Annotated in this window: 21 protein-coding genes and 2 tRNA genes; 14 read left to right on the top strand and 9 right to left on the bottom strand. The window is 68.5% G+C overall.

What is annotated here, in order from left to right; genetic code table 11:
* Nucleotides 1–149 precede the first annotated feature (149 nt).
* On the bottom strand, nt 150–1805 hold the full coding sequence (locus ACG10_RS17980; protein ID WP_089169269.1) for an AhpA/YtjB family protein: 1656 nt from the start codon (nt 1803–1805) through the stop codon (nt 150–152).
* A 168-nt stretch (nt 1806–1973) separates the two neighbouring features.
* Between ACG10_RS17980 and serB the strand changes: the two genes are divergently transcribed.
* Nucleotides 1974–3188, top strand: coding sequence for a phosphoserine phosphatase SerB (serB, locus tag ACG10_RS17975; RefSeq protein ID WP_089169936.1), 1215 nt, complete (start codon nt 1974–1976; stop codon nt 3186–3188).
* Nucleotides 3189–3201: 13 nt separating this feature from the next.
* On the opposite strand, the gene ACG10_RS17970 is transcribed toward serB, so the two are convergent.
* The 5 genes from ACG10_RS17970 to rsgA all read right to left on the bottom strand — a co-directional run bounded on the left by ACG10_RS17970 (nt 3202) and on the right by rsgA (nt 9408).
* Nucleotides 3202–4275 carry an NAD(P)-dependent alcohol dehydrogenase gene (locus tag ACG10_RS17970; protein ID WP_089169268.1) on the bottom strand — a complete coding sequence of 358 codons (1074 nt, stop codon included), beginning with the start codon at nt 4273–4275 and terminating at the stop codon, nt 3202–3204.
* A 93-nt stretch (nt 4276–4368) separates the two neighbouring features.
* A complete protein-coding gene (locus tag ACG10_RS17965; protein ID WP_089169267.1) occupies nt 4369–6435 on the bottom strand; it encodes an EAL domain-containing response regulator in 2067 nt (688 codons plus the stop codon).
* Between the two features lie 172 nt (nt 6436–6607).
* Nucleotides 6608–7480, bottom strand: a complete 873-nt coding sequence (gene asd, locus ACG10_RS17960) for an archaetidylserine decarboxylase (protein ID WP_089169266.1) — start codon at nt 7478–7480, stop codon at nt 6608–6610.
* A 9-nt stretch (nt 7481–7489) separates the two neighbouring features.
* The gene (gene rhdA, locus ACG10_RS17955; protein WP_089169265.1) at nt 7490–8305 is read right to left on the bottom strand and encodes a thiosulfate sulfurtransferase; all 816 of its coding nucleotides are present in this window, start codon (nt 8303–8305) and stop codon (nt 7490–7492) included.
* A gap of 71 nt (nt 8306–8376) precedes the next feature.
* The gene (gene rsgA, locus ACG10_RS17950) at nt 8377–9408 is read right to left on the bottom strand and encodes a small ribosomal subunit biogenesis GTPase RsgA (RefSeq protein ID WP_089169264.1); all 1032 of its coding nucleotides are present in this window, start codon (nt 9406–9408) and stop codon (nt 8377–8379) included.
* An 88-nt stretch (nt 9409–9496) separates the two neighbouring features.
* Here rsgA and orn point away from each other — a divergent pair, with 88 nt between their 5' ends.
* Nucleotides 9497–10039, top strand: a complete 543-nt coding sequence (gene orn / locus ACG10_RS17945) for an oligoribonuclease (RefSeq protein ID WP_089169263.1) — start codon at nt 9497–9499, stop codon at nt 10037–10039.
* Nucleotides 10040–10044: 5 nt separating this feature from the next.
* Here the strand turns inward: orn and queG are convergent, their stop codons facing one another.
* Nucleotides 10045–11109 carry a tRNA epoxyqueuosine(34) reductase QueG gene (gene queG / locus ACG10_RS17940; protein ID WP_089169262.1) on the bottom strand — a complete coding sequence of 355 codons (1065 nt, stop codon included), beginning with the start codon at nt 11107–11109 and terminating at the stop codon, nt 10045–10047.
* A 59-nt stretch (nt 11110–11168) separates the two neighbouring features.
* Here queG and ACG10_RS17935 point away from each other — a divergent pair, with 59 nt between their 5' ends.
* The 12 genes from ACG10_RS17935 (at nt 11169) to ACG10_RS17880 (ending at nt 24174) form a co-directional block, all read left to right on the top strand.
* Entirely contained in the window at nt 11169–12668 is a 1500-nt protein-coding gene (locus ACG10_RS17935) for an NAD(P)H-hydrate dehydratase (RefSeq protein WP_089169261.1), read from the top strand.
* Nucleotides 12656–13123, top strand: a complete 468-nt coding sequence (gene tsaE, locus ACG10_RS17930) for a tRNA (adenosine(37)-N6)-threonylcarbamoyltransferase complex ATPase subunit type 1 TsaE (RefSeq protein ID WP_089169260.1) — start codon at nt 12656–12658, stop codon at nt 13121–13123. Before ACG10_RS17935 ends, tsaE begins: the two co-directional genes overlap by 13 nt.
* A 4-nt stretch (nt 13124–13127) precedes the next feature.
* Entirely contained in the window at nt 13128–14582 is a 1455-nt protein-coding gene (locus ACG10_RS17925; protein ID WP_408608418.1) for an N-acetylmuramoyl-L-alanine amidase, read from the top strand.
* The gene (mutL, locus tag ACG10_RS17920) at nt 14579–16462 is read left to right on the top strand and encodes a DNA mismatch repair endonuclease MutL (RefSeq protein WP_089169258.1); all 1884 of its coding nucleotides are present in this window, start codon (nt 14579–14581) and stop codon (nt 16460–16462) included. The genes ACG10_RS17925 and mutL overlap by 4 nt, the downstream gene beginning before the upstream one ends.
* A 90-nt stretch (nt 16463–16552) precedes the next feature.
* Entirely contained in the window at nt 16553–17524 is a 972-nt protein-coding gene (gene miaA, locus ACG10_RS17915) for a tRNA (adenosine(37)-N6)-dimethylallyltransferase MiaA (protein WP_089169257.1), read from the top strand.
* 92 nt (nt 17525–17616) lie between these two features.
* Complete coding sequence (hfq, locus tag ACG10_RS17910) at nt 17617–17871, top strand: RNA chaperone Hfq (RefSeq protein WP_012699425.1); 255 nt, start codon at nt 17617–17619, stop codon at nt 17869–17871.
* 12 nt (nt 17872–17883) lie between these two features.
* Nucleotides 17884–19185 (top strand): ribosome rescue GTPase HflX, encoded by a 1302-nt coding sequence (hflX, locus tag ACG10_RS17905; protein WP_089169256.1) that lies wholly within the window; start codon nt 17884–17886, stop codon nt 19183–19185.
* A gap of 96 nt (nt 19186–19281) precedes the next feature.
* Nucleotides 19282–20442, top strand: a complete 1161-nt coding sequence (hflK, locus tag ACG10_RS17900) for an FtsH protease activity modulator HflK (RefSeq protein ID WP_089169255.1) — start codon at nt 19282–19284, stop codon at nt 20440–20442.
* Nucleotides 20442–21311 (top strand): protease modulator HflC, encoded by an 870-nt coding sequence (gene hflC, locus ACG10_RS17895; RefSeq protein WP_089169254.1) that lies wholly within the window; start codon nt 20442–20444, stop codon nt 21309–21311. Before hflK ends, hflC begins: the two co-directional genes overlap by 1 nt.
* 105 nt (nt 21312–21416) lie before the next feature.
* Nucleotides 21417–21602: a DUF2065 domain-containing protein gene (locus ACG10_RS17890; protein ID WP_039805968.1), complete on the top strand. Its 186-nt coding sequence runs from the start codon at nt 21417–21419 to the stop codon at nt 21600–21602.
* Between the two features lie 35 nt (nt 21603–21637).
* Entirely contained in the window at nt 21638–22825 is a 1188-nt protein-coding gene (locus ACG10_RS17885; protein WP_089169253.1) for an ATP phosphoribosyltransferase regulatory subunit, read from the top strand.
* 56 nt (nt 22826–22881) lie between these two features.
* Nucleotides 22882–24174: an adenylosuccinate synthase gene (locus tag ACG10_RS17880; protein WP_089169252.1), complete on the top strand. Its 1293-nt coding sequence runs from the start codon at nt 22882–22884 to the stop codon at nt 24172–24174.
* Between the two features lie 140 nt (nt 24175–24314).
* Here the strand turns inward: ACG10_RS17880 and ACG10_RS17875 are convergent.
* Together ACG10_RS17875 and ACG10_RS17870 are read right to left on the bottom strand one after the other, a co-directional pair.
* A tRNA-Leu gene (locus ACG10_RS17875) sits at nt 24315–24401 on the bottom strand.
* A gap of 106 nt (nt 24402–24507) precedes the next feature.
* Nucleotides 24508–24594, bottom strand: a tRNA-Leu gene (locus ACG10_RS17870).
* Between the last annotated feature and the right edge of the window lie 59 nt (nt 24595–24653).

Genomic DNA, 24653 nt, shown 5'->3' with positions numbered 1-24653 from the left:
GCTTCCTCGGGGGCGGTTTCGGTGGGCCGAACCCTAGCCAGCCGCCGCCGTTCCGGCAATCGGCAGGCTGGGGTGCTTGCGGGAAATGTGATGCGAATCGAATTCTGTCGCCACCGCAGCCGGGGAGGCCCGGCTGCGGCGGAGCAGGGTCAGTAGCTCTGCAGCTCTTCGCGCAGGCGGGCCAGCTGGCCGGCCAGCTCGGCGGGGTAGGGCTCGAGCAGGCGCTCGATGCTGGCGCCGCCCTCCGGCGTGGCGAGCGGGCGCAGGCGCACGCACAGACGGACCGCGGAATCCTCGCCGATCTGCTGTTCGAGCAGTAGGACGTTGTGGCTGTATTGCGCCAGGGTCAGCGCGGACTGGCCGCCCGGGCTGAGCAGCAGGGCCGCCTGGCCGAGGCCGGCGAGGTTCTCGCCGCGCGCCAGGCCGAGCTGCAGCTGCAGGCTGGCGCCGCCGGCAGCCTCGCGTTCCAGTTCGGATTTCAGCGAGCGCAGCAGTTCGGCGCAGCAGATGGCGTTGGCCAGGTAGTCGTCGCCGCACTCGCGGCGGTGGAACAGCAGCAGTCCGCCATCCTCGTCGAGCGGGTGCAGTTCGCCGCCGTAGAAGGCCGCGGCCTGTTCCAGGCTGTCGCGATAGCGCCGGCGCAGCTCGGCCAGTTGCCCGCGGGACAGGCTGCGCAGCTGGTCCAGGGGGCCGAGCTGGATGGCCAGTACGGCGCTTTCACGGGCCTGGCGATGCGCTGCGGGCGCAGGCGCGGGAGCGAAATCCTCGTCGAGCGCCGCACTGAAGCAGGGCTCGTCGTCGACCTCCGGGGCCAGTCGGCGCAGCGGCGGGTCTTCGTCTTCATCATCCAGCCGGCTGTCGGCATGCAGCCCGGACAGGGGCCGCGGCAGCGGCCCTGCAGCCGGCCGACCGGGCGTCACTACGCCGGGCGTCGCCACGCCGCGTTTCGCCACCTCGACGGTGGGCGACTGCGGCCTGTCGAACGGCTGGGAGCGGGGCACCGCTTTCCCGGCCATCGCCGGGCGGGGCGCCGCGCTGGCAGGCGGCGCCACCTCGGGGTCGAGCGACAGCTCGTCGTCCTCCAGCTCGTCGAGGGCGGGGTGGGCCGCTCGCTCCGGCGCCAGGCGGGTCTCCAGTTGGCGGGCCAGGTCGCCGATCTCGTCCTGGCGCTCGGCGCCGGGGGCATGGTCGTCCAGATCGCGCAGCCAGACGCGCAACTGCAGCAGCGGCGTGGAGATGCCATAGCCCAGGCGCAGGCCGAGGATCAGCGTCAGGAACAGCAACCCCAGGCCGATCAGACCCATGTTGCGCAGGCCGACGATGAACGGCTCGCGGAACTGCGGCATGTTGAGGACGATGCGCAGGTGTCCGGTGACGCTGTCCTGGAAGGTGATGGGCCGGGCGTGGAGGCTGGGATCGCCTTCCGGCGGCATGCGCGGCGGACGGCTGCCGGTCTCGGCGAGGAGGTGGTTGTCCGCGTTGTAGACGGCCGCATGGGCGACCAGCGGGTTCTTCGTCAGGTTGCCCAGCAGCACATTGAGGCTGAGGATGTCGTTGGCCACCAGCAACTGGCTGGCCGAGGCCGCGGTCTGGGTGGTCAGCGTCTGACCGAGGGCATCGGCCTGCTCGTGCATGGTCTGGCGCACCTGCAGGCCGACCAGCCAGGAATAGAGGGCCAGCGCCAGGATCACCAGCACCAGGCTGTGGCTGACGATGCGCAGGGAGACTGGGACGCGCCGCTGGGTCAGGGCGCGAAACAGCAGGACGAAGAAGTTGTCGGGCTTGACGGATGCGGGCCGGTTCACTGATCGCGGCTCTTGAGACGGACGGGCGGGCAGTATACGGAATGCCGGGGGGGTGCCGTAAGGCTTGACGGGGGGAAACTGCCCGACGGGGCTGGCGCCCGGCCGGGAAGCGCCCGGCACGGCGGGGCCTGCTAGAATGCCGCCTTCTTTGCCATGGGAGACGGCGCCTTGCGCGAAATTGTCCTGATCAACATCACCGGGGCGGATCGTCCCGGCCTGACCGCGGCCATCACCGGCGCGCTGGCCCGGTGCGGGGTGGGTATCCTCGATATCGGCCAGGCGGTCGTCCACAACACCCTGTCGTTCGGCATCCTGGTCGAGATCCCGGCCGACGGCGAGCTGGCGGCGTTGCAGAAGGAGGTGCTGTTCGTCGCCCACGCCCTGGAGCAGCAGGTGCGCTTCACTGCAGTTTCCGAGACCGACTACCAGGCCTGGGTCGCCGGCCAGGGCAAGCCGCGCTACATCGTCACCCTGATGACGCGCCGGGTGACCGCCGCGCAGCTGGAGCGGGTCAGCGCGATCACCGCCCGCCACGCTCTGGAGATCGACCAGATCGACCGCCTGTCCGGGCGCCTGGCCCTGGACACGCCGGAAGCGCGCAGCAAGGGCTGCATCGAGTTCTCGGTGCGCGGCGAGCCGGCCGATCCGGCGGCACTGCGTGCGGAGTTCCTGGTGGCGGCCCAGGAGCTGAACGTCGACATCGGCTTCCAGCTCGACACGGTGTTCCGCCGCATCCGGCGCCTGGCGGTGTTCGACATGGACTCAACGCTGATCGAGGCGGAGGTGATCGACGAGCTGGCCAAGGCCGCCGGTATCGGCGAGCAGGTCGCGGCCATCACCGAGCGGGCGATGCGCGGCGAGCTGGACTTTCGCGCCAGCTTCAAGGAGCGCCTGGCGCTGCTTAAGGGCCTGCCGGAGGACGTGCTGGCGGAGATCGGCGCCTCGCTGCGCCTGACCGAGGGCGCCGAGGTGCTGTTCGCCGAACTCAAGCGTCTGGGCTACAAGACGGCGATCCTCTCCGGCGGCTTCTCCTACTTCGCCCGCCAGGTGCAGGCCAGGCTGGGCATCGACTACGTGTTCGCCAACGAGCTGGAAATCGTCGACGGCAAGGTCACCGGGGTGGCCGTCGAGCCGATCGTCGACGGCCAGCGCAAGGCCGACCTGCTGCGCCAGCTGGCCGAGCAGGAGGGGCTGTCCCTGGAGCAGACCATCGCCGTCGGCGACGGCGCCAACGACCTGCCGATGCTCGGCCTGGCCGGCCTCGGCGTGGCCTTCCGCGCCAAGCCGCTGGTCCGCCAGTCGGCCAGGCAGGCGATTTCCAACCTCGGGCTGGACGGCATCCTCTATCTGCTCGGCTACCGGGACCGCGAGCCGGGCGTCTGAGGCCCGCGGCGTCCTACGGCTTGATCGCCACCTTGAGCACGCCGTCGCGCTGGTGGGCGAACAGGTCGTAGGCGGCCACGATGTCGTCCAGCCGGTACTGATGGGTGACCAGCGGCTTGAGGTCGACGCGCCCCGAGGCGACCACGTTGAGCAGGCGGCGCATGCGCTCCTTGCCGCCGGGGCACAGCGAGGTGACGATCCTGTTGTCGCCGAGGCCGGCGTGGAAGGCACCGAGGGGAATGGTCAGGTCGCTGGAGTAGACCCCCAGGCTGGACAGGGTGCCGCCCGGCTTGAGCACGCGCAGGGCGCTCTCGAAGGTGGTCTGCGTGCCCAGCGCCTCGATCGAGGCGTCCACCCCGCGCCCGCCGGTCAGCTTGAGAATCTCCTCGACCACGTCCACTTCGCGGAAGTTGAGGGTGACGTCGGCGCCCAGCCGCCGGGCGATTTCCAGGCGTTCGTTGACCCCGTCGATGGCGATGATGGTGCCGGCGCCGCGCAGCCTGGCTCCGGCGGTGGCGCACAGGCCGATGGGGCCCTGGGCGAACACCGCGACGATGTCGCCGATGCGCAGATTGGCCGCCTCGGCGCCGGCGAAGCCGGTGGACATGATGTCCGGGCACATCAGCACCTCCTCGTCGCTCAGGCCGTCCGGCACCGGCGCCAGGTTGGCCTGGGCGTCGGGCACCAGCACGTATTCGGCCTGGGTGCCGTCGATGCTGTTGCCGAAGCGCCAGCCGCCCATCGGCTTGTAGCCGTGGCAGGCGCAGCCGCCATCCTGGGACGGATAGCCGTCCTGGCAGGCGTAGGAGGTGAAGCTCGGGCAGATGGCCCCGGCGATGACCCGCTGGCCTTCCCGGTACCCCTGCACGTTGCTCCCGAGCTTCTCGATGATGCCCACCGGCTCGTGGCCGATGGTCAGGCCCGGGGCCACCGGGTACTCGCCCTTGAGGATATGCACGTCGGTGCCGCAGATGGTGGTGGTGGTGATGCGCACCAGGGCATCGTTCGGCCCGACATCGGGGATGGGCTTGTCCTGCAACTCGATCCGGCCGGGTTCGACGAACACGGCGGCTTTCATCAGGGGCATGGCGGTCTCCTTTCCGGAACGAAGTGGCTTCGGCAGTTTAGCCGCATGTCCTTGTCCGAAGTCCGGACCCAGGTCAACCGCGGGCCCGGGCCACTACGCTTCGCTGGAGAACTCGTAGTCCATGGCCGGGCCCGGCGCTTGCAGGTAGTAGCCCTGAATATAGCTGACCCCCGCCTGCCAGAGCGTCGCCAGCACGCTGGAGTTCTCGATGCCCGGCACTATGCTCGGCTTGCCCTGGGCATGCAGGTTGGCGAGCAGGGACTTGAGGTTTTCCCGGCCCTCTTCCTCGGCGAGGCTCCGGGTAAAGGAGTCGTCGACCTTGACGTAGTCCACCGGCAGGTGCTTGAGCGTGTTGAACGGATTGAGGGTGCAGCCGAAGTGGATCAGCGCGCTCTTGCCGTGCAGTTCGGCGAGCCCTTCGGCCAGGGCTCTGGCCTGCTTGAGGTAGACGGTCGCATCGGCCTCGTTGAACTGCAGGATCAGTGCCGCGGCGGGCAGCGGTGCCGCGTGCAGCGCCGTGGCGAGCCAGGGCAGCAGCGTCGGGTCCTGCAGGCTGGCGGCGGACAGGTGGACGAACAGGCGGGTGTCGCGGCCGTGCGCGCGGTGCGCGGCAAGCTGGCGGATGGCGTTGAGGATCACCCAGCGGTCCAGGGTTTCGGCGAGGCCGGCTTCGCTGGCGGCGGCGAGGAAATCGGCGGGCAGCAGCTCCTTCCCCTGGGGATCGATCAGGCGCAGCAGGACCTCGTAGTGTTCGGTGCTGTCCCCCTGCAGGCTGATGATCGGCTGGAACAGCAGGCGGAAGCTGTCCGTCTCCAGCGCATGGCGGAGCATGGCGACGACGCTGCCGCGGCTGGCCTCGGCGGCCAATGCCTCGAGTGGATCGTAGAGCTTCAGGGCGTTGCCGTCGGCCAGCGCATCGGCGCAACGGTGGGCGCGCTCGATCGCCTCCTGGGCCTTGGGCGTCGTCTCGTTGAGGCCGGCAGCGCCGATCGACAGGGTCAGCTGCACGGTTCGGTCGGCGACCTCGAACAGGTGGGTCTCGACCTTCTTCAGCAGGGCGGCGAGTCCGCCCTGCGCCTGTTCCGGCGTCAGGCCGGGCTGCAGCACGGCGAAGGCATCGTCGGCGAAACGGGCCAGCAGGGCGTCGGCGGGGAACGCACCGCGCAGCAGGGTGGCCAGGTCGGCGAGCAGCTGGTCGATGCCGGCGAGGCCAAGGTCGGCATGCAGCTGGGCGTAGCGGTCCAGGCGCAGGTAGGCCAGGCAGGACGGCTGGCCGGCGTTGGCCGCGCCGGCGCAGGCGGCATCCAGCAACTCGAGGAAATGGTTGCGGTTGAACAGGCCGGTAACCAGGTCCTGGCTGCTGACCTCGCGCAGCTTCTCTTCCAGCTCGCTCTGCATGCTTTCGGCGCGCAGCACCGCCTGAATGCAGGGCTCGCCGTCGTAGCTGGCCGGCGACAGGTCGATGCGCATGCGGAACGGGCGGCCTGCGGCAGTGACGCCATGGCACTGCAGTACGCTTTCGCCGCGGCCGCTGCCATAGTTCTTCAGGAAGTCGCGGAACGCGGCCTGGTCGCGGCCGTCGACCAGGTCGATCATCGGCAGGCCTTCCAGCTCGTCGGCCTCCTCGTAGCCGAACAGCTCCAGATAGGCGCGGTTGGCGTAGATGTGCATGCCGTCGTGCACGTAGGCGATGGCGTCCACCGAGCTGTCGAGCAGCAGCTGACAGCGTTTTTCCGCCTCGCGCAGGGCGATTTCCGCGCTGCGCCGGGCGCGCCGCTCCTCCAGGTTGGCCAGCTCGCGGTTGGCGACCAGGATCAGGCGCTCGTCCTCGCCCTGGGGCAGGGCGTCCCGGGCGCCGAGGGCGAGGGCCTCGGTGATCGCGTCGGAGTCGTTGTCCGGCAGCAACTGGAGAATGGGGAGGTCCCTGGCCTGGCGGCGGATGATGGCGATCGCCTCGGCGGGGCTGAGGTTTTCGCTGTGCGGGGCGGCGATCAGCAAGTCCCAGGTCTGCTGCAGGGACTCGGTGAGGTCCTCGCTGGAGGTCAGGCGGTGCACCCGGGTGGCGCGGCCGGCGTTGCGGAACAGGCTGACCAGGCGCTCGGCTTCGTTCTGCGAGTCTTCCAGAATCAGCAGGCGGACGGTTTTCTTCTCGATGGCCATGGCGGGAACAGAATCGGCGCAGGGCGGTCACAGGCCGCCGAAAGCCGTTCGAGGCTTTTTCCGACCCGCTCACCGCGGAACAGGGGTTGGCGGAATCTACAGGGCCCGTCGGGGGGAGTCAAAGCGCGGGAAGGCCGGCTGTGACCGGCATCCCGCGTGTGGCGACCGGCGGTCAGGCAGCGCCTGGCGGCTGTGCCTGGCCGATGGCCTGGCCCATGCGCAGCTCGCCCAGCGGCGCGAGCTCGTCGCGCCAGCGCACCTGGTCCGGGCCGAACAGGAGGATCGCCGTCGAGCCGAGCTTGAAGCGTCCGAGTTCCGCGCCCTTGTCCAGGTGGATAGGCGGGCGCGCCGCCTCGCCGTAATGCCAGCGCCTGACCTGCCGCGTCTGCGGGGTGACCAGCCCGGCCCAGACCGTCTCGATGCTGGCGACGATCATCGCGCCGACCAGCACCACGGCCATGGGGCCGCACTCGGTGTCGAACAGGCAGACCAGCCGCTCGTTGCGGGCGAACAGCTCCGGCACGTTCTCCGCGGTGAGGCGGTTCACCGAGAACAGCTGTCCCGGCACGTGGATCATCTCGCGCAGGGTGCCGGCCAGCGGCATGTGCACGCGGTGGTAGTCCCTGGGCGACAGGTAGACGGTGGCGAAGTTGCCGCCCTGGAAGGGGGCTGCGGTGGCCGGGTCGCCGCCGAGCAGCTCCTGCACGCTGAAGCTGTGGCCCTTGGCCTGGAAGAGGCGCCCCCGCTCGATGACGCCGAGCTGGCTGACGGCCCCGTCGGCCGGACTGAGGACGGCGCCGGGCGTGGCATCGAGCGGACGGGCATCCGCCTTCAGGGTGCGGGTGAAGAAGGCGTTGAAGTGCTCGTAGGCGGTTGGCTCCTCGACCAGCGCCTCGCCCATGTCGACCCGGAAGTGCCGGACGAAGACCTTGATCAGGGTGTTCTTGACCCAGGGCGTGCGGCATTCGGCCAGGCAGCCGGCCGCGCGCGACAGCAGGTGGTGGGGCAGCAGGTGCTGGCCGAGGAGGAACAGGCGGTCTTTCATCGTTTTTCCTTAGATCTCCACCGGTGTGTCCGGATGGTTGCCCCATTCGCCCCAGGAGCCGGCATAGCCCTTGACCCGCGGGTAGCCGAGGGCCTTGGCGATCAGGTAGGTCAGGCCGGAGCGGTGATGGGTCTGGCAGTGGGTGACGATTTCCTTGTCCGGGGTGATGCCCAGCGCCGTCAGGCAGTCGGCGATGTCGGTGCGGATGCGCAGGGCGCGGGCCGGGTCCATGGCGGCGGTCCACTCGAAGTTGACTGCGCCGGGCACATGCCCGCCCTTCGCCGCGAGCACTTTCTCGCCGCGGTACTCCTGGGGCGAGCGGGCGTCCCAGACGGCCAGATCGGCGGCGCCGAGGCGGCTTTGCAGGTAGTCGCGGGTGGCGGTCGGTTCGTCGTGCAGCACGAGGGGCACGGGGCCGCCGGCCGCCGCCGGGACCTCCCGGGACAGCGGCCGGCCTTCGGCCAGCCAGGCGGTAAGGCCGCCGTTCAGATAGTGGTAGTGCGGGTGGCCGATGACGTCGAGCAGCCAGATGAAGCGCCCGGCCCAGCCGCCGCCCTCGTCGTCATAGACCACGTAGACCGCCTCCGGGCGGTGGCCGAGTTCGCCGAACAGGCCTTCCAGCTGCTCCTCGGTGGGCAGCAGGCCGGGCGCCGGCGGCTGGCCGAGCTGGGTGCGCTTGGGATCGACGAAGCGCGCGCCGGGAATGTGGCCCTCGGCGTAGCGGGCGGCGCTGGTCAGGTCGACCAGGATCAGCTCGGGTGCCGTCAGGCGGGCGTCCAGATCAGCCGGTTCGATGACCAGCGGCAGCGAGGCGAAGTCGGCCATGGGAGGCTCCAGGCAGTCGGATGGGGAGGATGATTGTAGCCGCAGCCCGGCGGGCTCCGGCAGCGCAGGGATCAGTATTCCGGTTCGGGCAGGCTGGCGAGGATATGCCGGTAGCTGGCCATGCGCTGCGGCTGGATGCGGCCTTCGTCGAGGGCCTTGAGCAGCGCGCAGCCGGGTTCGCGGTCGTGCTTGCAGTCCCGGAAGCGGCAGTGGCCGAGCAGCTCGCGGAACTCGATGAAGCCGGCCTCGACATCGTCGCGGCTGACGTGGCCCAGGCCGAATTCGCGGATGCCGGGTGAGTCGATCAGCTGGCCGCCGCCGGGGAAGTGGAACAGCCGGGCGGTGGTGGTGGTGTGCATGCCCTTGCCGGTCAACTCGGAAAGGGCGCCGACGCGGGTGTCCACACCGGGCAGCAGGCTGTTGACCAGCGACGACTTGCCCACCCCGGACTGGCCGACGAAGACGCTGACGTGGCCGTCCAGCGCCGCCTGCAGCGCCGGCATGCCGGCGCCCTGGCGGGCCGAGACCTCCAGCAGCGGATAGCCGAGGCGCTGGTAGGTGGCGAGCAGGGCATCGAGGTTGGCGGCGTTCTCCTCGTTCATCAGGTCGGCCTTGTTCAGCAGCAGCAGCGGGCGGATGCCGGCGTGCTCGGCGGCCACCAGGTAGCGGTCGATGAGGTTGGCGTGGGGCTCGGGCAGCGGGGCGAAGACGATGACGATCTGGTCGACGTTGGCCGCCACCGGCTTGAGCTGGCCGCGCATGTCCGGGCGGCACAGTTCGCTGCGCCGCGGCAGCTGCGCGACGATCACCCCGACCCCCTGGTTGCCGGCGCGCCAGACCACCCGGTCGCCGGTGACCAGCGCCGGCAGGTTGGCGCGCAGGTGGCAGCGGCAGGCCTGCCCGGCCCGTTCACCGTCCTCGGCCTCGACCTCCACCTGGACGCCGAAGTGGGCGATCACCAGGCCGGTCTGCTCCGGGCCGAGGTCGCTGCCTTCCAGCTCATCCAGCAGGCGGGATTCGCGCTTGGCGGCGCGGGCGGCGCGTTCTTCCTGGATCTTTTCGATGCGCCAGCTCTGGCGGCGGGTCAGTTGGCGTTTGGCCATGGCTCGGGGTTCGGTCGCAGGTGGCTGGGGCGGCGAGTTTAGCATGGGCCGGCCCTGCTAAACTGCGGCAAAGCCAAGGAGCCACACCATGCAGAACCCGCAGAATCTGATCTGGATCGACCTGGAAATGACCGGTCTGAATCCGGAGAGAGACGTCATCATCGAGATGGCGACCATCGTCACCGACAGCGAGCTGAACGTGCTGGCCGAGGGGCCGGTGATCGCCGTGCACCAGAGCGACGAGGCCCTCGCCGGCATGGACGAGTGGAACACCCGCCAGCATGGCCGTTCCGGCCTGACCCAGCGGGTCCGCGACAGCCGCATCGATGCCGCGACGGCCGAGGCGCAGACCCTGGCCTTCCTCGAGCAGTGGGTGCCCAGGGGCAAGTCGCCGATGTGCGGCAACAGCATCTGCCAGGATCGGCGCTTCCTCGCCCGCTACATGCCGGCCCTGGAGGCCTGGTTCCACTATCGCCACATCGATGTCTCGACCCTCAAGGAGCTGGCCGGGCGCTGGGCGCCGCAGGTGCGCGACAGCTTCAAGAAGTCCGCCACCCATCTGGCGCTGGACGACATCCGCGAGTCCATCGCCGAGCTGCGCCACTACCGCGAGCATTTCATCAAATATTGATGCGATCAGGCGCGGCCGTGCTGGCGCAGCGCCCAGAGCACATGCTCGCGGACCAGTTCCGAGGGATGCTCTCGGCGCGCCTCGAGCGCCTCGAGCACCGGGATGGTCGAGGGCGCGTTGCCCAGACCGACCGCCAGATTGCGCAGCCAGCGCTCGTAGCCGGCCCGCCGCAGCGGCGAGCCTTCGCTGCGGGCAAGAAATTCGGCTTCGCTCCAGCGAAAGAGTGCGGCCAGTTCGGCGTTGTCCAGGCCGTGGCGCGGCTGGAAGTCGCCCTCCGCCGTGGGCCGGGCGAAGCGGTTCCAGGGGCAGACCAGCTGGCAGTCGTCGCAGCCGAACACGCGGTTGCCGACCAGCGGACGCAACTCCACAGGAATCGGCCCCTTCAGTTCGATGGTCAGGTAGGAGATGCAGCGCCGTGCGTCGAGCAGCCTGGGCCCGACGAAGGCACCGGTCGGGCAGGCCTCCAGGCAGGCCGAGCAGCGTCCGCAATGCTCGCCGGCATGGGGCGCGTCCACCGGCAACGGCAGGTCGACGTACAGCTCGCCGAGGAAGAACCAGCTGCCGGCCTTGCGGTTGAGCAGCAGGGTGTTCTTGCCGATCCAGCCGAGCCCGGCCTGCTCGGCGAGGGCCTTCTCCAGCACCGGGGCGCTGTCGACGAAGGCGCGGTAGCCGAACGGGCCGATCTCTCCCTGGATGCGTTCGGCCAGCTGCTGCAGGCGCTTGCGGATCAGCTTGTGGTAGTCGCGGCCGAGGGCGTAGCGCGACAGGTAGGCCGTTTCCGGCGCGGCGAGGCGCTCGGCCATCCGCGTGTCGCCCGGCAGGTAGTCCATGCGCAGCGAGACCACCCGCAGGGTGCCGGGCAGCAGTTCGGCGGGACGCGAGCGCTTGTCGCCGTGGGCGGCCATGTAGTCCATCTCGCCCTGGTAGCCGGCGGCCAGCCAGCGCTGCAGGTGGGCTTCGTGCTCGCCCAGCTCGATGCCGGCGATGCCGACCTGCTGGAAGCCCAGTTCGCGGCCCCAGTCCTTGATCGACTGGGCGAGGCGGGCGGGATCGGGAGGAGTGGCGGACATGCTGAAGGAAACCTGTATTCGATGCGATAATTCTGCCAGACCTCGGAGCCGATCGACGCATGCCAGACATCCAGGAAGACCTGCCGCTTTCCCTTTACAGCGCCGCCCAGGTGCGCGAACTCGACGCGCGGCTGATCGCCGCCGGCACGCCCGGCTTCGAGCTGATGAGCCGTGCCGCCCATGCCGCCTGGCGCGCCCTGCGCCGGCGCTGGCCACAGGCCGGTGCGCTGACCGTGCTCGCCGGGCGCGGCAACAATGCCGGCGACGGCTATCTGGTCGCCGCGTTGGCACAGCGCGCCGGCTGGCGCGTGCGGGTGCTGGCGGTGGGCGACCCGCAGCAGTTGCAGGGCGACGCGGCGCAGGCCCTGGGCGAGGCGCGTCAGGCCGGCGTGGCGATCGAGCCGTGGAGCGAGTGCGCGCCGCTGGAGGGCGTGCTGGTCGATGCCCTGCTCGGCACCGGCCTCGGCGGTATGGTGCGCGAACCCTATGCCCAGGCGATCCGCCAGGTCAACGCCAGCGGTCTGCCGGTGCTGGCGGTGGACATTCCTTCCGGGCTCAGCGCCGACACTGGCTGCGCGCTGGGCGTGGCGGTACGCGCCGAGCTGACGGTGACCTTCATCGGCCTCAAGATCGGGCTGTTCACCGGCGAGGCGCCGGATCACGTCGGCACGCTGGTGTTCGCCGATCTGGCGGCCGACCCGCCGATCGTCGCCGCGCAGCCGGTCACCGCCCGGCGGCTGGCCGCCGGCAGCGTGGCGCGTCTGGCGCCGCGGCCGCGCACCGCGCACAAGGGGCATTTCGGCCATGTGCTGGTGGTCGGCGGCGACCTCGGCTTCGGCGGCGCGGCGCTGCTCGGCGCGGAAAGTGCCCTGCGTGCCGGCGCGGGGCTGGTCAGCCTGGCGACCCGCGGCGCACACGTGCCGGCGGCGCTGGCGCGGCGCCCGGAGCTGATGAGCCGCGGCGTCGAGTCGGCCAATCAGGCGCTGGCGTTGATGACTCGCGCCGATGTGCTGGTGGTCGGCCCGGGGCTCGGCCAGGAGGCCTGGGGGCGCAGCCTGCTGTCGGCGGCCGCCGGCCTCGCGCAGCCCCAGGTGTGGGATGCCGATGCCCTGAACCTGCTTGCTGCCGGTGCGCTGGGCGCGCCGGCGCATGCCGTGCTGACGCCCCATCCCGGCGAGGCCGCGCGTCTCCTGGGCAGCGATATCGGAACGGTGCAGGCCGACCGGCCGGCGGCGGCCCTCGCCCTGGCGCGGCGCCATGGCGCGGTGGTCGTCCTCAAGGGTGCTGGCAGTTTGGTCGCCGACCCCGAGGGGCGCCTGGCGCTGTGCGACCACGGCCATCCGGCGATGGCCGGAGCGGGGCTCGGCGACGTCCTCGCCGGGCTGATCGGCGCCCTGCTGGCCCAGGGTCTGGAGCCTTTCGAGGCGGCCTGCCTGGCGGTCTGGCTGCATGCCCGGGCGGGCGAGCGGTTGGGCGCGCAGGGGCGCGGGCTGCTGGCAGGCGATCTGTTTCCGGCGATCCGCCAACTGCTGGAGGAGCATTCGCCGTGCCTGATCTGAGCCTCTTCGCCGCCGACGAGGCGGCCCAGCTAATCCTGGGCGAGCGCCTTGGTGCGCTCACCGGCGGTTGCGGGACCATCTTCCTGCACGGCGATCTCGGCGCCGGCAAGACCACCCTGGCGCGCGGCATCCTGCGCGGCCTGGGCCATGCCGGCGCGGTGAAGAGCCCGACCTTCACCCTGGTCGAGCCCTACCGGATCGGCGAGCGGCAGGCCTACCACTTCGACCTGTATCGCCTGAGTGATCCGGAAGAGCTTGAGTTTCTTGGCATTCGTGACTATTTCGAGGGAGACGCGCTGTGCCTGGTCGAGTGGCCGCAGCGCGGCTCGGGCTTTTTGCCGAGGCCGGATCTCGACATTACCATTACCCAGCAAGCGGGAGGCCGCGTCCTGTGCCTGTCGCCCCATGGCGCACGGGGCGAAGCCTGGTGTGCGGCCCTGGCTCAGGAGAACTAGACAAATGAGGGGGAATCCCATGCGTGCCTGGGCTGCCGGCGTCGGTCTGCTGCTCGCCGCCCTGGCCGTCGATGCCTGGGCCGCCGTGGAAGTGCGGGGCGTGCGCCTGTGGCGGGCGCCGGACAATACCCGCCTGGTGTTCGATCTGAGCGGCCAGGTGCAGCACAGCGTGTTCACCCTGACCGCGCCGCACCGGATCGTCATCGATGTCAACGGCGCCCAGCTGCGCACTCCGCTGGACAGGCTCGCCCTGGGCAACACCCCGATCAGCGGTCTGCGCGCGGCGCAGCGGACCCCGAACGATCTGCGTCTGGTTCTCGATCTGTCCAAGTCGGTGGTGCCCAAGAGTTTCGCCCTCGCCCCCAACCAGCAGTACGGCCATCGCCTGGTGCTCGACCTCTACGATCAGGAGCCGGAGCCGAGCGTGGCGCCCGAGCTGCCGCCGACGCGCGTCGCAACCACCAAGCCGGTGCCGGTACCTGTGCCGGTTCCGGTGGTGACGCCGACCAAGCCGGCGGCGAAGGCGACCACGCCGTTGCCCAGGGGCAAGCGCGACATCGTGGTCGCCATCGATGCCGGTCATGGCGGCGAGGATCCCGGCGCGATCGGCCCGCAGGGCGCCCAGGAAAAGCACGTCGTGCTGGCCATCGCCCGCGAACTGCAGCGCCAGATCAACGCCGAGAAGGGCTTTCGCGCCGAGCTGGTGCGCACCGGCGACTACTTCATTCCGCTGCGCCGGCGCACCGAGATCGCCCGCAAGAAGGGGGCCGACCTGTTCGTCTCCATCCATGCCGACGCAGCGCCGCGCTCGTCGGCCTTCGGCGCCTCCGTCTATGCCCTGTCCGATCGCGGCGCGACTTCGGAAACGGCGCGCTGGCTGGCCGACAGCGAGAACCGTTCGGACCTGATCGGCGGCGCCGGTAACGTCAGCCTGGAAGACAAGGACCGCATGCTCGCCGGCGTGCTGCTCGACCTGTCGATGACCGCCTCGCTGTCTTCCAGCCTGAACGTCGGCCAGAAGGTGCTGAGCAACATGGGGCGGATCACCCCGCTGCACAAGGAGCGGGTCGAGCAGGCCGGCTTCATGGTGCTGAAGTCGCCGGACATACCGTCGATCCTGGTGGAAACCGGGTTCATCTCCAATCCTGGCGAAGCCGGCAAGCTGCAGACCCGCAGTCACCAGCAGGCGCTGGCGCGCTCCATCCACGGCGGGGTACGGCAGTTCTTCCACCAGAATCCGCCGCCGGGCACCTACATCGCCTGGCTGCGCGACTCCGGGAAGATCGCCCAGGGGCGACAGGAACATGTGGTCAGCTCTGGCGAAACCCTGGCGCTGATCGCCGAGCGCTATCAGGTCGGCATGGCGGCGCTGCGCAGCGCCAACAGACTGAAGAGCGACGAGCTGAAGATTGGTCAGGTCCTCGACATCCCGGCCGCCACCCTGGCGGCCCAGCCATGAACGGTCCGGCACGCATCCAGCTGCTGAGTCCGCGGCTGGCCAACCAGATCGCCGCTGGCGAGGTGGTCGAGCGACCCGCCTCGGTGGCCAAGGAGCTGCTGGAGAACAGCCTGGACGCCGGCGCCCGGCGCATCGACATCGAGGTGGAGCAGGGCGGTGTCAAGCTGCTGCGGATACGCGACGACGGCTGCGGCATTGCCGCCGACGACCTGCCGCTGGCCCTGGCCCGCCATGCCACCAGCAAGATCCGCGATCTGGAGGATCTCGAGCGGGTGACGAGCCTGGGGTTTCGCGGCGAGGCGCTGGCCTCGATCGGCTCGGTGGCGCGCCTGACCCTGACCTCGCGTACCGCCGATGCCGGGCAGGCCTGGCAGGTCGAAACGGAGGGGCGCGACATGGAGGCGCGGGTGCAGCCGGCGGCGCATCCGGTCGGCACCTCGGTGGAGGTGCGCGACCTGTTTTTCAACACGCCGGCGCGGCGCAAGTTCCTGCGCGCGGAGAAGACCGAGTTCGAGCATCTGCAGGAGGTCATCAGGCGCCTGGCTCTGGCGCGCTTCGACGTGGCTTTCCATCTGCGCCACAATGGCCGCAGTGCGCTGGCCCTGCACGAGGCCGGCGACGAGACGGCCCGTGCGCGGCGGGTGGCGGCGGTCTGCGGGCCGGCCTTCCTGGAACAGGCGCTGCCCGTCGAGGTCGAGCGGGGCGGCTTGCGCCTGTGGGGCTGGGTCGGCTTGCCGACCTTCTCGCGCAGCCAGGCCGACCTGCAGTACTTCTATGTCAACGGCCGCATGGTGCGCGACAAGCTGGTTGCCCATGCGGTGCGCCAGGCCTATCGTGACGTGCTGTTCAACGGCCGGCACCCGGCCTTCGTGCTGTTCCTCGAGGTCGATCCGGCGGTGGTGGATGTCAACGTGCACCCGACCAAGCACGAGGTGCGTTTCCGCGACAGCCGCATGATCCACGACTTCCTCTATGGCACCCTGCACCATGCGCTGGGCGAGGTGCGTCCCGAGGACCGTCTGGCGGCGCCCGCTGCCGTAGTGCCATTGGCGCCGCCCGTCGGGCCGGCCGCCGGCGAGTTCCGCGGGCAGGGCGAGATGCCGCTGTCCGCCGGTCTGTCCGAGCGGGAGCCCGAAAGGCCGGCCGCCTGGAAGGGGACGGGCGCCGGCTATCAGACGCCTTCGCCGCGGCCGGCCGGGCGCTCTGCCGAGTCCGCGGGCCTCTATCGCGAGTTTTTCGCACCCCTGGCCGAGTCCGGGGCCGAGCCCGCGGCCCAGCCGGAGGGGCTGGGCGGCATTCCACCGCTCGGCTATGCCCTGGCCCAGCTCAAGGGCATCTACATCCTCGCCGAGAATGCCCAGGGGCTGGTGCTGGTGGATATGCACGCGGCCCACGAGCGGATCACCTACGAGCGGCTGAAGGTTGCCATGGCCAGCGAGGGCTTGCGCGGCCAGCCGCTGCTGGTGCCGGAAAGCCTGGTCCTCAGCCAGCGCGAGGCGGACTGCGCCGAGGAGCATGCCGAGTGGTTCCAGCGGCTGGGCTTCGAGCTGCAGCGCCTCGGTCCGGAAACCCTGGCGATCCGCCAGACGCCGGCATTGCTCCGCCAGGCCGAGGCGGGCCAGCTGGTGCGCGATGTGCTGGCCGATCTTCTCGAGTACGGGACCAGCGACCGCATCCAGGCTCATCTCAACGAGCTGCTGGCGACCATGGCCTGTCATGGCGCGGTGCGCGCCAGCCGGCGCCTGACCCTGCCGGAGATGAACGCCCTGCTGCGCGACATGGAGCACACCGAGCGCAGCGGCCAGTGCAACCACGGGCGGCCGACCTGGACCCAGTTGGGTATGAACGAGCTGGACAAGCTGTTCCTGCGCGGCCGTTAGCCGTTCCCGCCCGCCGGGCAGGTCCGCTTGCGGCCGGGCGTCCGGCGCCCGAAACTATGCGCCCTTTTCGCACCAGCACCGAGTCCGCCGATGTCCCGCCTGCCTCCCGCCATCTTCCTCATGGGGCCGACCGCCTCCGGCAAGACCGATCTGGCGCTGGAGCTGGCGCGGGTCCTGCCGTGCGAGCTGATCAGCGTCGACTCGGCGCTGGTCTACCGGGGCATGGACATCGGCACGGCCAAGCCCGCGAAGGCGCTGCTGGCGGAGTTCCCCCATCGCCTCATCGACATCCGCGATCCGGCGGAAAGCTACTCCGCCGCCGAGTTCCGCGACGACGCCCTGGCGGCCATGGCGGAGATCACCGCCCGGGGGCGCATCCCCCTGCTGGTGGGCGGCACCATGCTGTATTACAAGGCCCTGCTGGAGGGGCTGGCGGACATGCCGGGCGCCGATCCGGCGCTACGTGCGGAGCTGGAGGCGCGGGGAGCGGCGGAAGGCTGGCCGGTCCTGCACCGGGAGCTGGCGGCGGTCGATCCGGAGTCGGCGGCGCGCATCCACCCCAACGATCCCCAGCGTCTGGTGCGGGCCCTGGAGGTCTATCGGATCAGCGGCCTGTCGATGACCGCCCATCGGCTGCGTCAGGTCGCGCAAAATCCTGCATCCGGCAACTCGATTGCCGGGCATTTGCCTTATACTGTCGCCCATCTGGCAATGGCGCCGACGCAGCGACAGATTCTGCACGAGCGGATCGCCCGGCGATTCCACTTGATGCTGGAGCAGGGCTTCGTCGACGAGGTCGAGACCTTGCGGCGGCGCGGCGATCTGCACGAGAGCCTGCCCTCCATGCGGGCCGTCGGCTATCGGCAGGTGTGGGAGCATCTGGATGGCCGACTGACGCGCGAGCAGATGGTCGAGCGCGGCATCATTGCGACACGCCAACTGGCCAAGCGGCAATTCACTTGGTTGCGCAGCTGGACCGACCTCCACTGGTTGGACAGCCTGGGGGACGACAATCTTCAACGCACCTTGAAATACCTCGAGGCGGCCGCCATATTGGCCTGAACTTCAGTCCTTGCTGCCGTTTTGGGTTTTCCATGGGGGCGGCCTGCCATTTTTCTTCGATTTCCAAACCATCCCTGAAAGGAGAGCTCCTTATGTCAAAAGGGCATTCGCTACAAGACCCTTACCTTAATACGCTGCGCAAAGAGCGCGTTCCGGTTTCCATCTATCTGGTCAACGGCATCAAGCTGCAGGGCCAGATCGAGTCCTTCGACCAGTTCGTGATTCTGCTGAAGAACACTGTCAGCCAGATGGTCTACAAGCACGCGATTTCCACCGTGGTGCCGAGCCGTCCGGTGCGCCTGCCCACTGCGAGCGAGGGCGAGCAGCCCGAACCCGGCAACGCCTGATAGGAGTCCACCTTGTTCTTTGAGCGCCCTGGTGGTGGAGAGCGGGCCATTCTGGTTCATCTGGAGGGGCAGGATCCCGAGGCGCGTGAGGACCCGCAGGAGTTCCAGGAACTTGCCCGCTCGGCAGGTGCCGACGTGGTGGCGTTCGTCGGTGTGGCGCGCCACCAGCCGAGCGCCAAGTATCTGATCGGCACCGGCAAGGTCGATGAACTGCACGATCTGGTCAGGACCGAGCAGGCCGAGCTGGTGATCTTCAATCACATCTTGACACCCAGCCAGGAGCGCAACCTGGAGCGTGCCTTCGAGTGCCGGGTGCTCGATCGTACCGGCCTGATTCTGGACATCTTCGCCCAGCGCGCGCGAACTCACGAGGGCAAGCTGCAGGTCGAGCTGGCTCAGCTGGAGCACATGAGCACGCGGCTGGTTCGCGGCTGGACCCACCTGGAGCGGCAGAAGGGCGGTATCGGTCTGCGTGGCCCCGGCGAAACCCAGCTGGAAAACGACCGGCGCCTGCTGCGGGTACGCATCAGGCAGATCCGCCAGCGTCTGGAAAAGGTGCGCAGCCAGCGCGAGCAGGCGCGGCGCGGTCGCCGGCGCGCGGAAATTCCCCTGGTTTCCCTGGTCGGCTACACCAACGCCGGCAAGTCCACCCTGTTCAATGCTCTGACGGCTTCCGAGGTCTACGCGGCCAACCAGCTGTTCGCCACCCTCGATCCGACCCTGCGCCGCCTCGAGCTGGATGACCTGGGGGCGCTGGTGCTGGCCGATACCGTGGGCTTCATCCGCCATCTTCCGCACAAGCTGGTCGAGGCATTTCGCGCTACGCTGGAAGAGTCGAGCAACTCCGACCTGCTGCTGCACGTGATCGATGCCCATGAGCCCGAGCGCATGGCACAGATCGAGCAGGTCATGGCTGTGCTGGGGGAGATCGGCGCCGACAGCCTGCCGATTCTCGAGGTATACAACAAGCTTGACCTGCTCGAGGGCATGGAGCCGCAGATCCAGCGCGATGCCGACGGCAAGCCGCAGCGGGTCTGGGTTTCGGCCCGCGACGGACGGGGCTTGGATCTGTTGCGCCAGGCCATCGCCGAGCTGCTGGGGGATGATCTGTTCGTCGGAACCCTGCGTCTGCCGCAGGGGCTGGGTCGGCTGCGCGCGCAGTTCTTCGCGCTCGGGGCAGTGCGCAGCGAGACGCATGATGAGGATGGGGGAAGCCTGCTGGCGGTGCGTTTGCCACGGATCGACCTGAATCGTCTGGTCAGCCGGGAGGGGCTGCGGCCGGACGAGTTCATCGCGCAACATACTTTGCAATGAAAGCGCAGCCGGCGATTTTGCCGCTGGAAGCGGGCAATTGGGTAGCATGGGGCGGCGTGCCGTGGGCGCGTCTGTGTTTTTCAGATGGAGAGCGCTATGGCTTGGAATGAGCCGGGTGGCAATTCTAACAATCAGGATCCCTGGGGGGGGCGTCGTGGGGGTGACCGTAAGGGACCGCCGGACCTCGACGAGGCGTTCCGCAAGTTACAGGAAAGCCTGAACGGCATGCTGGGCGGCAAGAAGCGCGGCAGTGACGGGGCAGGTGGCAAGGGCGGCGGTTTCGGTCTGTTCGGCATCGCCCTGGCGGTGCTGGCGGCTTTCTGGCTGTACAGCGCGATCTATGTGCTGGACGAGCAGGAGCAGGCGGTGGTGCTGCGCTTCGGCAAGTATCACGAAACCGTCGGGCCGGGCCTGAATATCCACTTTCCGCCGATCGATCGCAGGTTCGTGGAGAACGTTACCCGCGAGCGGGCCTACAGCAAGCAGGGGCAGATGCTCACCGAGGACGAGAACATCGTCGAGGTGCCGCTCACCGTGCAGTACAAGATCAGCAACCTGAAGGACTTCGTGCTGAACGTGGACCAGCCCGAGGTCAGCCTGCAGCATGCCACCGACAGCGCCCTGCGCCATGTGGCGGGCTCCACCGAGATGGACCAGGTGCTCACCGAGGGACGCGAGCTGCTGGCGAGCGAGGTTCGGGAGCGCCTGCAGCGTTTCCTGGATACCTACCGGACCGGCATCCTCGTGACCCAGGTGAACGTGCAGAACGCCCAGGCGCCGCGCGAGGTCCAGGAGGCGTTCGACGACGTGATCCGGGCCCGCGAGGACGAGCAGCGCGAGCGCAACCAGGCGGAAGCCTATGCCAATGGCGTGATTCCCGAGGCCCGCGGCCAGGCCCAGCGGATTCTCGAGGATGCCAATGGCTATCGCGAGGAGGTCGTGGCTCGTGCCCGGGGTGAGGCGCAACGTTTCAGCAGGCTGGTGGCGGAGTATCGCAAGGCGCCGGAGGTGACCCGTCAGCGCCTCTACCTGGAAACCCTGCAGGAGGTCCTGAGCAACAGCAGCAAGGTCCTGGTTGCCACCGAGGGTGGGCAGAGCAACCTGCTCTACCTGCCGCTCGACAAGATGCTCGAGGGGCGTGCCGGTGGTGCCCCGGCTGGCTTGCCGGCGCCTGCCGCGGCGGGCGCTGCCGAGATGGGCTCGCAGGTCGGCAATGATCAGCAGCAGCGAGACCTGCGTTCAAGGGAGAGGCGTTGATGAGCAACAAGTCCGTGATCGCCCTGGTCGTCGGAGTGGTTCTGGCGGTCGCCGTCTGGAACAGCTTCTACATCGTGGCGCAAACCGAAAAGGCTGTCCTGCTGCAGTTCGGTCGCATCGTCGAGGCCGATGTCCAGCCCGGGTTGCACGTGAAGATTCCCTATGTCAACAAGGTGCGCAAGTTCGATGCCCGTCTGTTGACGCTGGATTCGCCGACCCAGCGTTTCCTTACCCTGGAAAAGAAGGCAGTGATGGTCGATGCCTACGCCAAGTGGCGGGTGGCGGATGCCGAGCGCTTCTACACCGCGACTTCCGGCCTCAAGCAGGTCGCCGACGAGCGTCTGCTGCGCCGCCTCGAGTCGGGGCTGCGCGACCAGTTCGGCAAGCGTACCCTGCATGAAGTGGTGTCCGGCGAGCGTGACGCGCTGATGGCGGACATCACCCAGATGCTCGATCGCCTGGCGCGCAAGGAGTTGGGGATCGAGGTGCTCGATGTGCGGGTCAAGGCCATCGACCTGCCGAAGGAGGTCAATCGCAGCGTGTTCGAGCGCATGAGCACCGAGCGCGAACGCGAGGCCCGCGAGCACCGGGCCAAGGGCAAGGAGTTGGCCGAGGGGATTCGTGCCGATGCCGACCGCCAGCGCCGTGTGCTGCTGGCCGAGGCCTATCGCGAGTCGGAAGAACTGCGTGGCGAGGGCGATGCGCTGGCCGCTGCCATCTATGCCCAGGCTTACCAGCAGGATCAGGAGTTCTATGCCTTTCACCGCAGCCTGCAAGCCTATCGCGGCAGTTTCGCGGACAAGAAGGATATGCTGGTCCTGGATCCGAAGAGCGACTTCTTCCGCTATCTGGAGCAGGCCAAGCCGTGATGGAGATCCGGCGGGGCTGCAGGCCCCGCCGGGATGTCCCGAGTGGAAAACGTGTTATGATGGGCCAGCCGGGAAAATCCCGGCTTTTTTGCGTCTGTGGGAATCATGTGGCAGGAATTCGCGGTTGCCTTGTGTCTGATGCTGGTGTTCGAAGGCATCCTGCCATTCCTCAATCCGCGACGCTGGCGTAGTGCGATCATGCAGGTGTTGCAATTGTCGGATCGCCAACTGCGCCTCACCGGGCTGGCCAGCATGCTGCTGGGAACAGCCCTCCTTTATTTGCTTCACTAAAGGCTTGCCGCCCGGATCGAGAGAGGAAAGGCGTAATGGCAACGGTAGACCGCTGGCTGCTGCCGGATGGCATCGAGGAAGTTCTGCCGCCGGAGGCGGCCCGCATCGAAGTGGTGCGTCGTCAGATGCTGGATCTGTTCCAGCGCTGGGGCTACGAGTTCGTCGTCACCCCGCATATCGAATTTCTGGAGTCTCTGCTGACCGGCGCCGGTCAGGACCTGGACCTGCGTACCTTCAAGGTGACGGACCCGCTGTCCGGCCGCCTGATCGGCTTTCGCGCCGACATCACGCCGCAGGTCGCGCGCATCGATGCGCACACCCTGCGCCGCGAGGGGCCCAGCCGGCTCTGCTATGCCGGCAGCGTGCTGCATGCGAAGCCGCGGGCCCTGTCCACTTCGCGCAGCCCCATTCAGCTGGGGGCGGAGCTTTACGGCGATGCCAGCCCGGCCAGCGACGTGGAAGTCATCGGCCTGATGCTGGAGGTGCTCGAGCAGGTCGCGGTGCCGGACGTGCACATGGACCTCGGGCATGTTGGCATCTACCGGGGCCTGGCTCGGGCGGCGGGGCTCTCCGGCGAAGTCGAGCAGCAGCTTTTCGATGCCCTGCAGCGCAAGGCCGTCGACGAGGTGGAGGCCCTGACCGCGGCGCTGCCCGCGGCCCAGGCCTCGATGCTGCGCGCTCTGGCCGAACTCTGCGGTGGTCGCGAAGTGCTCGATCTGGCGCAGGCCTGTCTGGTCGACGCTCCCGCCGAAGTGCAGGCGGCCCTAGATGAACTGATCGCCATTGCCGACATCCTGGGCGTGCGCTATCCGGAGCTGCCGCTGTATTTCGATCTGAGCGAACTGCGCGGCTATTACTATCACACCGGCGTGGTGTTCGCCGCCTTCGTGCCGGGTGTCGGCCAGTCGATCGCCCAAGGGGGGCGTTACGACGACATCGGCGCCGATTTTGGCCGTGCCCGGCCGGCAACCGGTTTTTCCACCGACCTGAAGACCCTGGTGGCTCTGGGGCAGGTGGACTCGGCCGAGCCGGTGGTCGGCATCTGGGCCCCGGATAGTCACGATGTCTATCTTTGGCAGATGGTGCAGCGCCTGCGGCGCCAGGGCGAGCGGGTGGTCCAGGCCTTGCCGGGCCAGCCAATTGCCGCTGCGCGGGCTGGTGGCTGCGACCGGCAGTTGCTGCTGAGCGATGGGCAGTGGCGGGTGGTGCCGCTGGCTCCCTGAGTTTCTTCAGTCGGCCCATGGGCCGGCTTCAGTTTTTCCCGAAGAGGACAAGCGTTATGGGTAAGAATGTCGTGGTCCTGGGCACCCAGTGGGGCGATGAGGGCAAGGGCAAGATCGTCGACCTGCTGACCGATCAGGCGGCGGCCGTCGTACGTTATCAGGGTGGCCACAACGCCGGTCACACGCTGGTCATCGATGGCGAGAAGACCGTGCTGCACCTGATCCCGTCCGGGATTTTGCGCGACAACGTGGAGTGCCTGATCGGCAACGGGGTGGTCGTGGCGCCGGATGCGTTGCTGCGCGAGATCGTCAAGCTGGAGGAGAAGGGTGTGCCGGTGCGCCAGCGCCTGCGCATCAGTCCGTCCTGCACCCTGATCCTGCCCTACCACGTGGCTCTGGACCAGGCGCGCGAGGCCGCCCGCTCCGAAGGCAAGATCGGCACCACCGGTCGCGGCATCGGCCCGGCCTACGAGGACAAGGTGGCGCGTCGCGGCCTGCGCATCGGCGACCTGTTCAATCCGGAGCGTTTTGCCAAGAAGCTGCGGGAGCTGCTGGAGTACCACAACTTCGTCCTGCAGAACTTCTACAAGGTCGAGCCGGTGGACTTCCAGAAGACCCTCGACGAGGCGCTCGGCTACGCCGAGCTGCTCAAGCCGATGATCGCCGATGTTGCCGTGCGTCTGCACGAGCTGCGCAAGCAGGGAGCCGACATCATGTTCGAGGGTGCTCAAGGTTCGCTGCTGGACATCGATCACGGCACCTATCCCTATGTGACCAGTTCCAGCACTACCGCTGGCGGTACCGCCACCGGCTCCGGCTTCGGTCCTCTGTACCTCGACTACATCCTCGGCATCACCAAGGCCTACACCACCCGTGTGGGGTCCGGACCTTTCCCCACCGAGCTGTTCGACGATATCGGGGCGCATCTGGCCAGCAAGGGGCATGAGTTCGGTTCCACCACCGGCCGTGCCCGCCGCTGTGGCTGGTTCGATGCGGTGATCCTGCGCCGTGCCATCGAGATCAACAGCATCTCCGGTCTGTGCCTGACCAAGCTGGATGTGCTGGACGGCCTGGAAACCGTCAAGCTGTGCGTGGCTTACCGGAATGCCGAGGGTGTCATCATCGAGGCCCCGACCGATGCCGACAGCTATGTGGGACTGGAGCCGGTGTACGAGGAGATGCCGGGCTGGAAGGAGTCGACCGTCGGCATCAAGAGCCTGGACGGGCTGCCGGCCAATGCGCTTGCCTACATCAAGCGCATCGAGGCGCTGGTTGGGGCGCCCATCGACATCATTTCCACCGGTCCGGATCGCAACGAAACCATCGTGCTGCGTCATCCGTTCGCCTGAAGTTGGATCGCCCGAAAGGCCGCCTGCGGGCGGTCTTTCGCATGGGGCTTGCCACTGGAAGCACTGGAAGGGGCGGTGAGGTTTCAGGTGTGCGGAAACGAAAAAACCGAGCCAGTGGCTCGGTTTTTTCGTGAATGAGATGGTGCCCAGGAGAAGACTCGAACTTCCACGGTGTTGCCACCGCTAGGACCTGAACCTAGTGCGTCTACCAATTCCGCCACCTGGGCACATGCGACGATCAAACGCTGACTTTCGCAGTATTCATCGGACTGGCCGACACGGAACCTGCTGTCCGCGATAAAAGACCACTTCAGCGAAGTGTGCTTTTCAATATGGTGCCCAGGAGAAGACTCGAACTTCCACGGTGTTGCCACCGCTAGGACCTGAACCTAGTGCGTCTACCAATTCCGCCACCTGGGCACTGCATCTCGATGCTATTGCGTCGATTTCATGCTACAACGTCTGCAACGTTGTGGGCG

Origin of the sequence: Azotobacter chroococcum, from assembly GCF_002220155.1 — a bacterium.
Lineage (GTDB): Bacteria > Pseudomonadota > Gammaproteobacteria > Pseudomonadales > Pseudomonadaceae > Azotobacter > Azotobacter chroococcum.
Note: the sequence above shows the minus strand (reverse complement) of the source record. Positions and strands in the feature narration are given on the sequence as shown.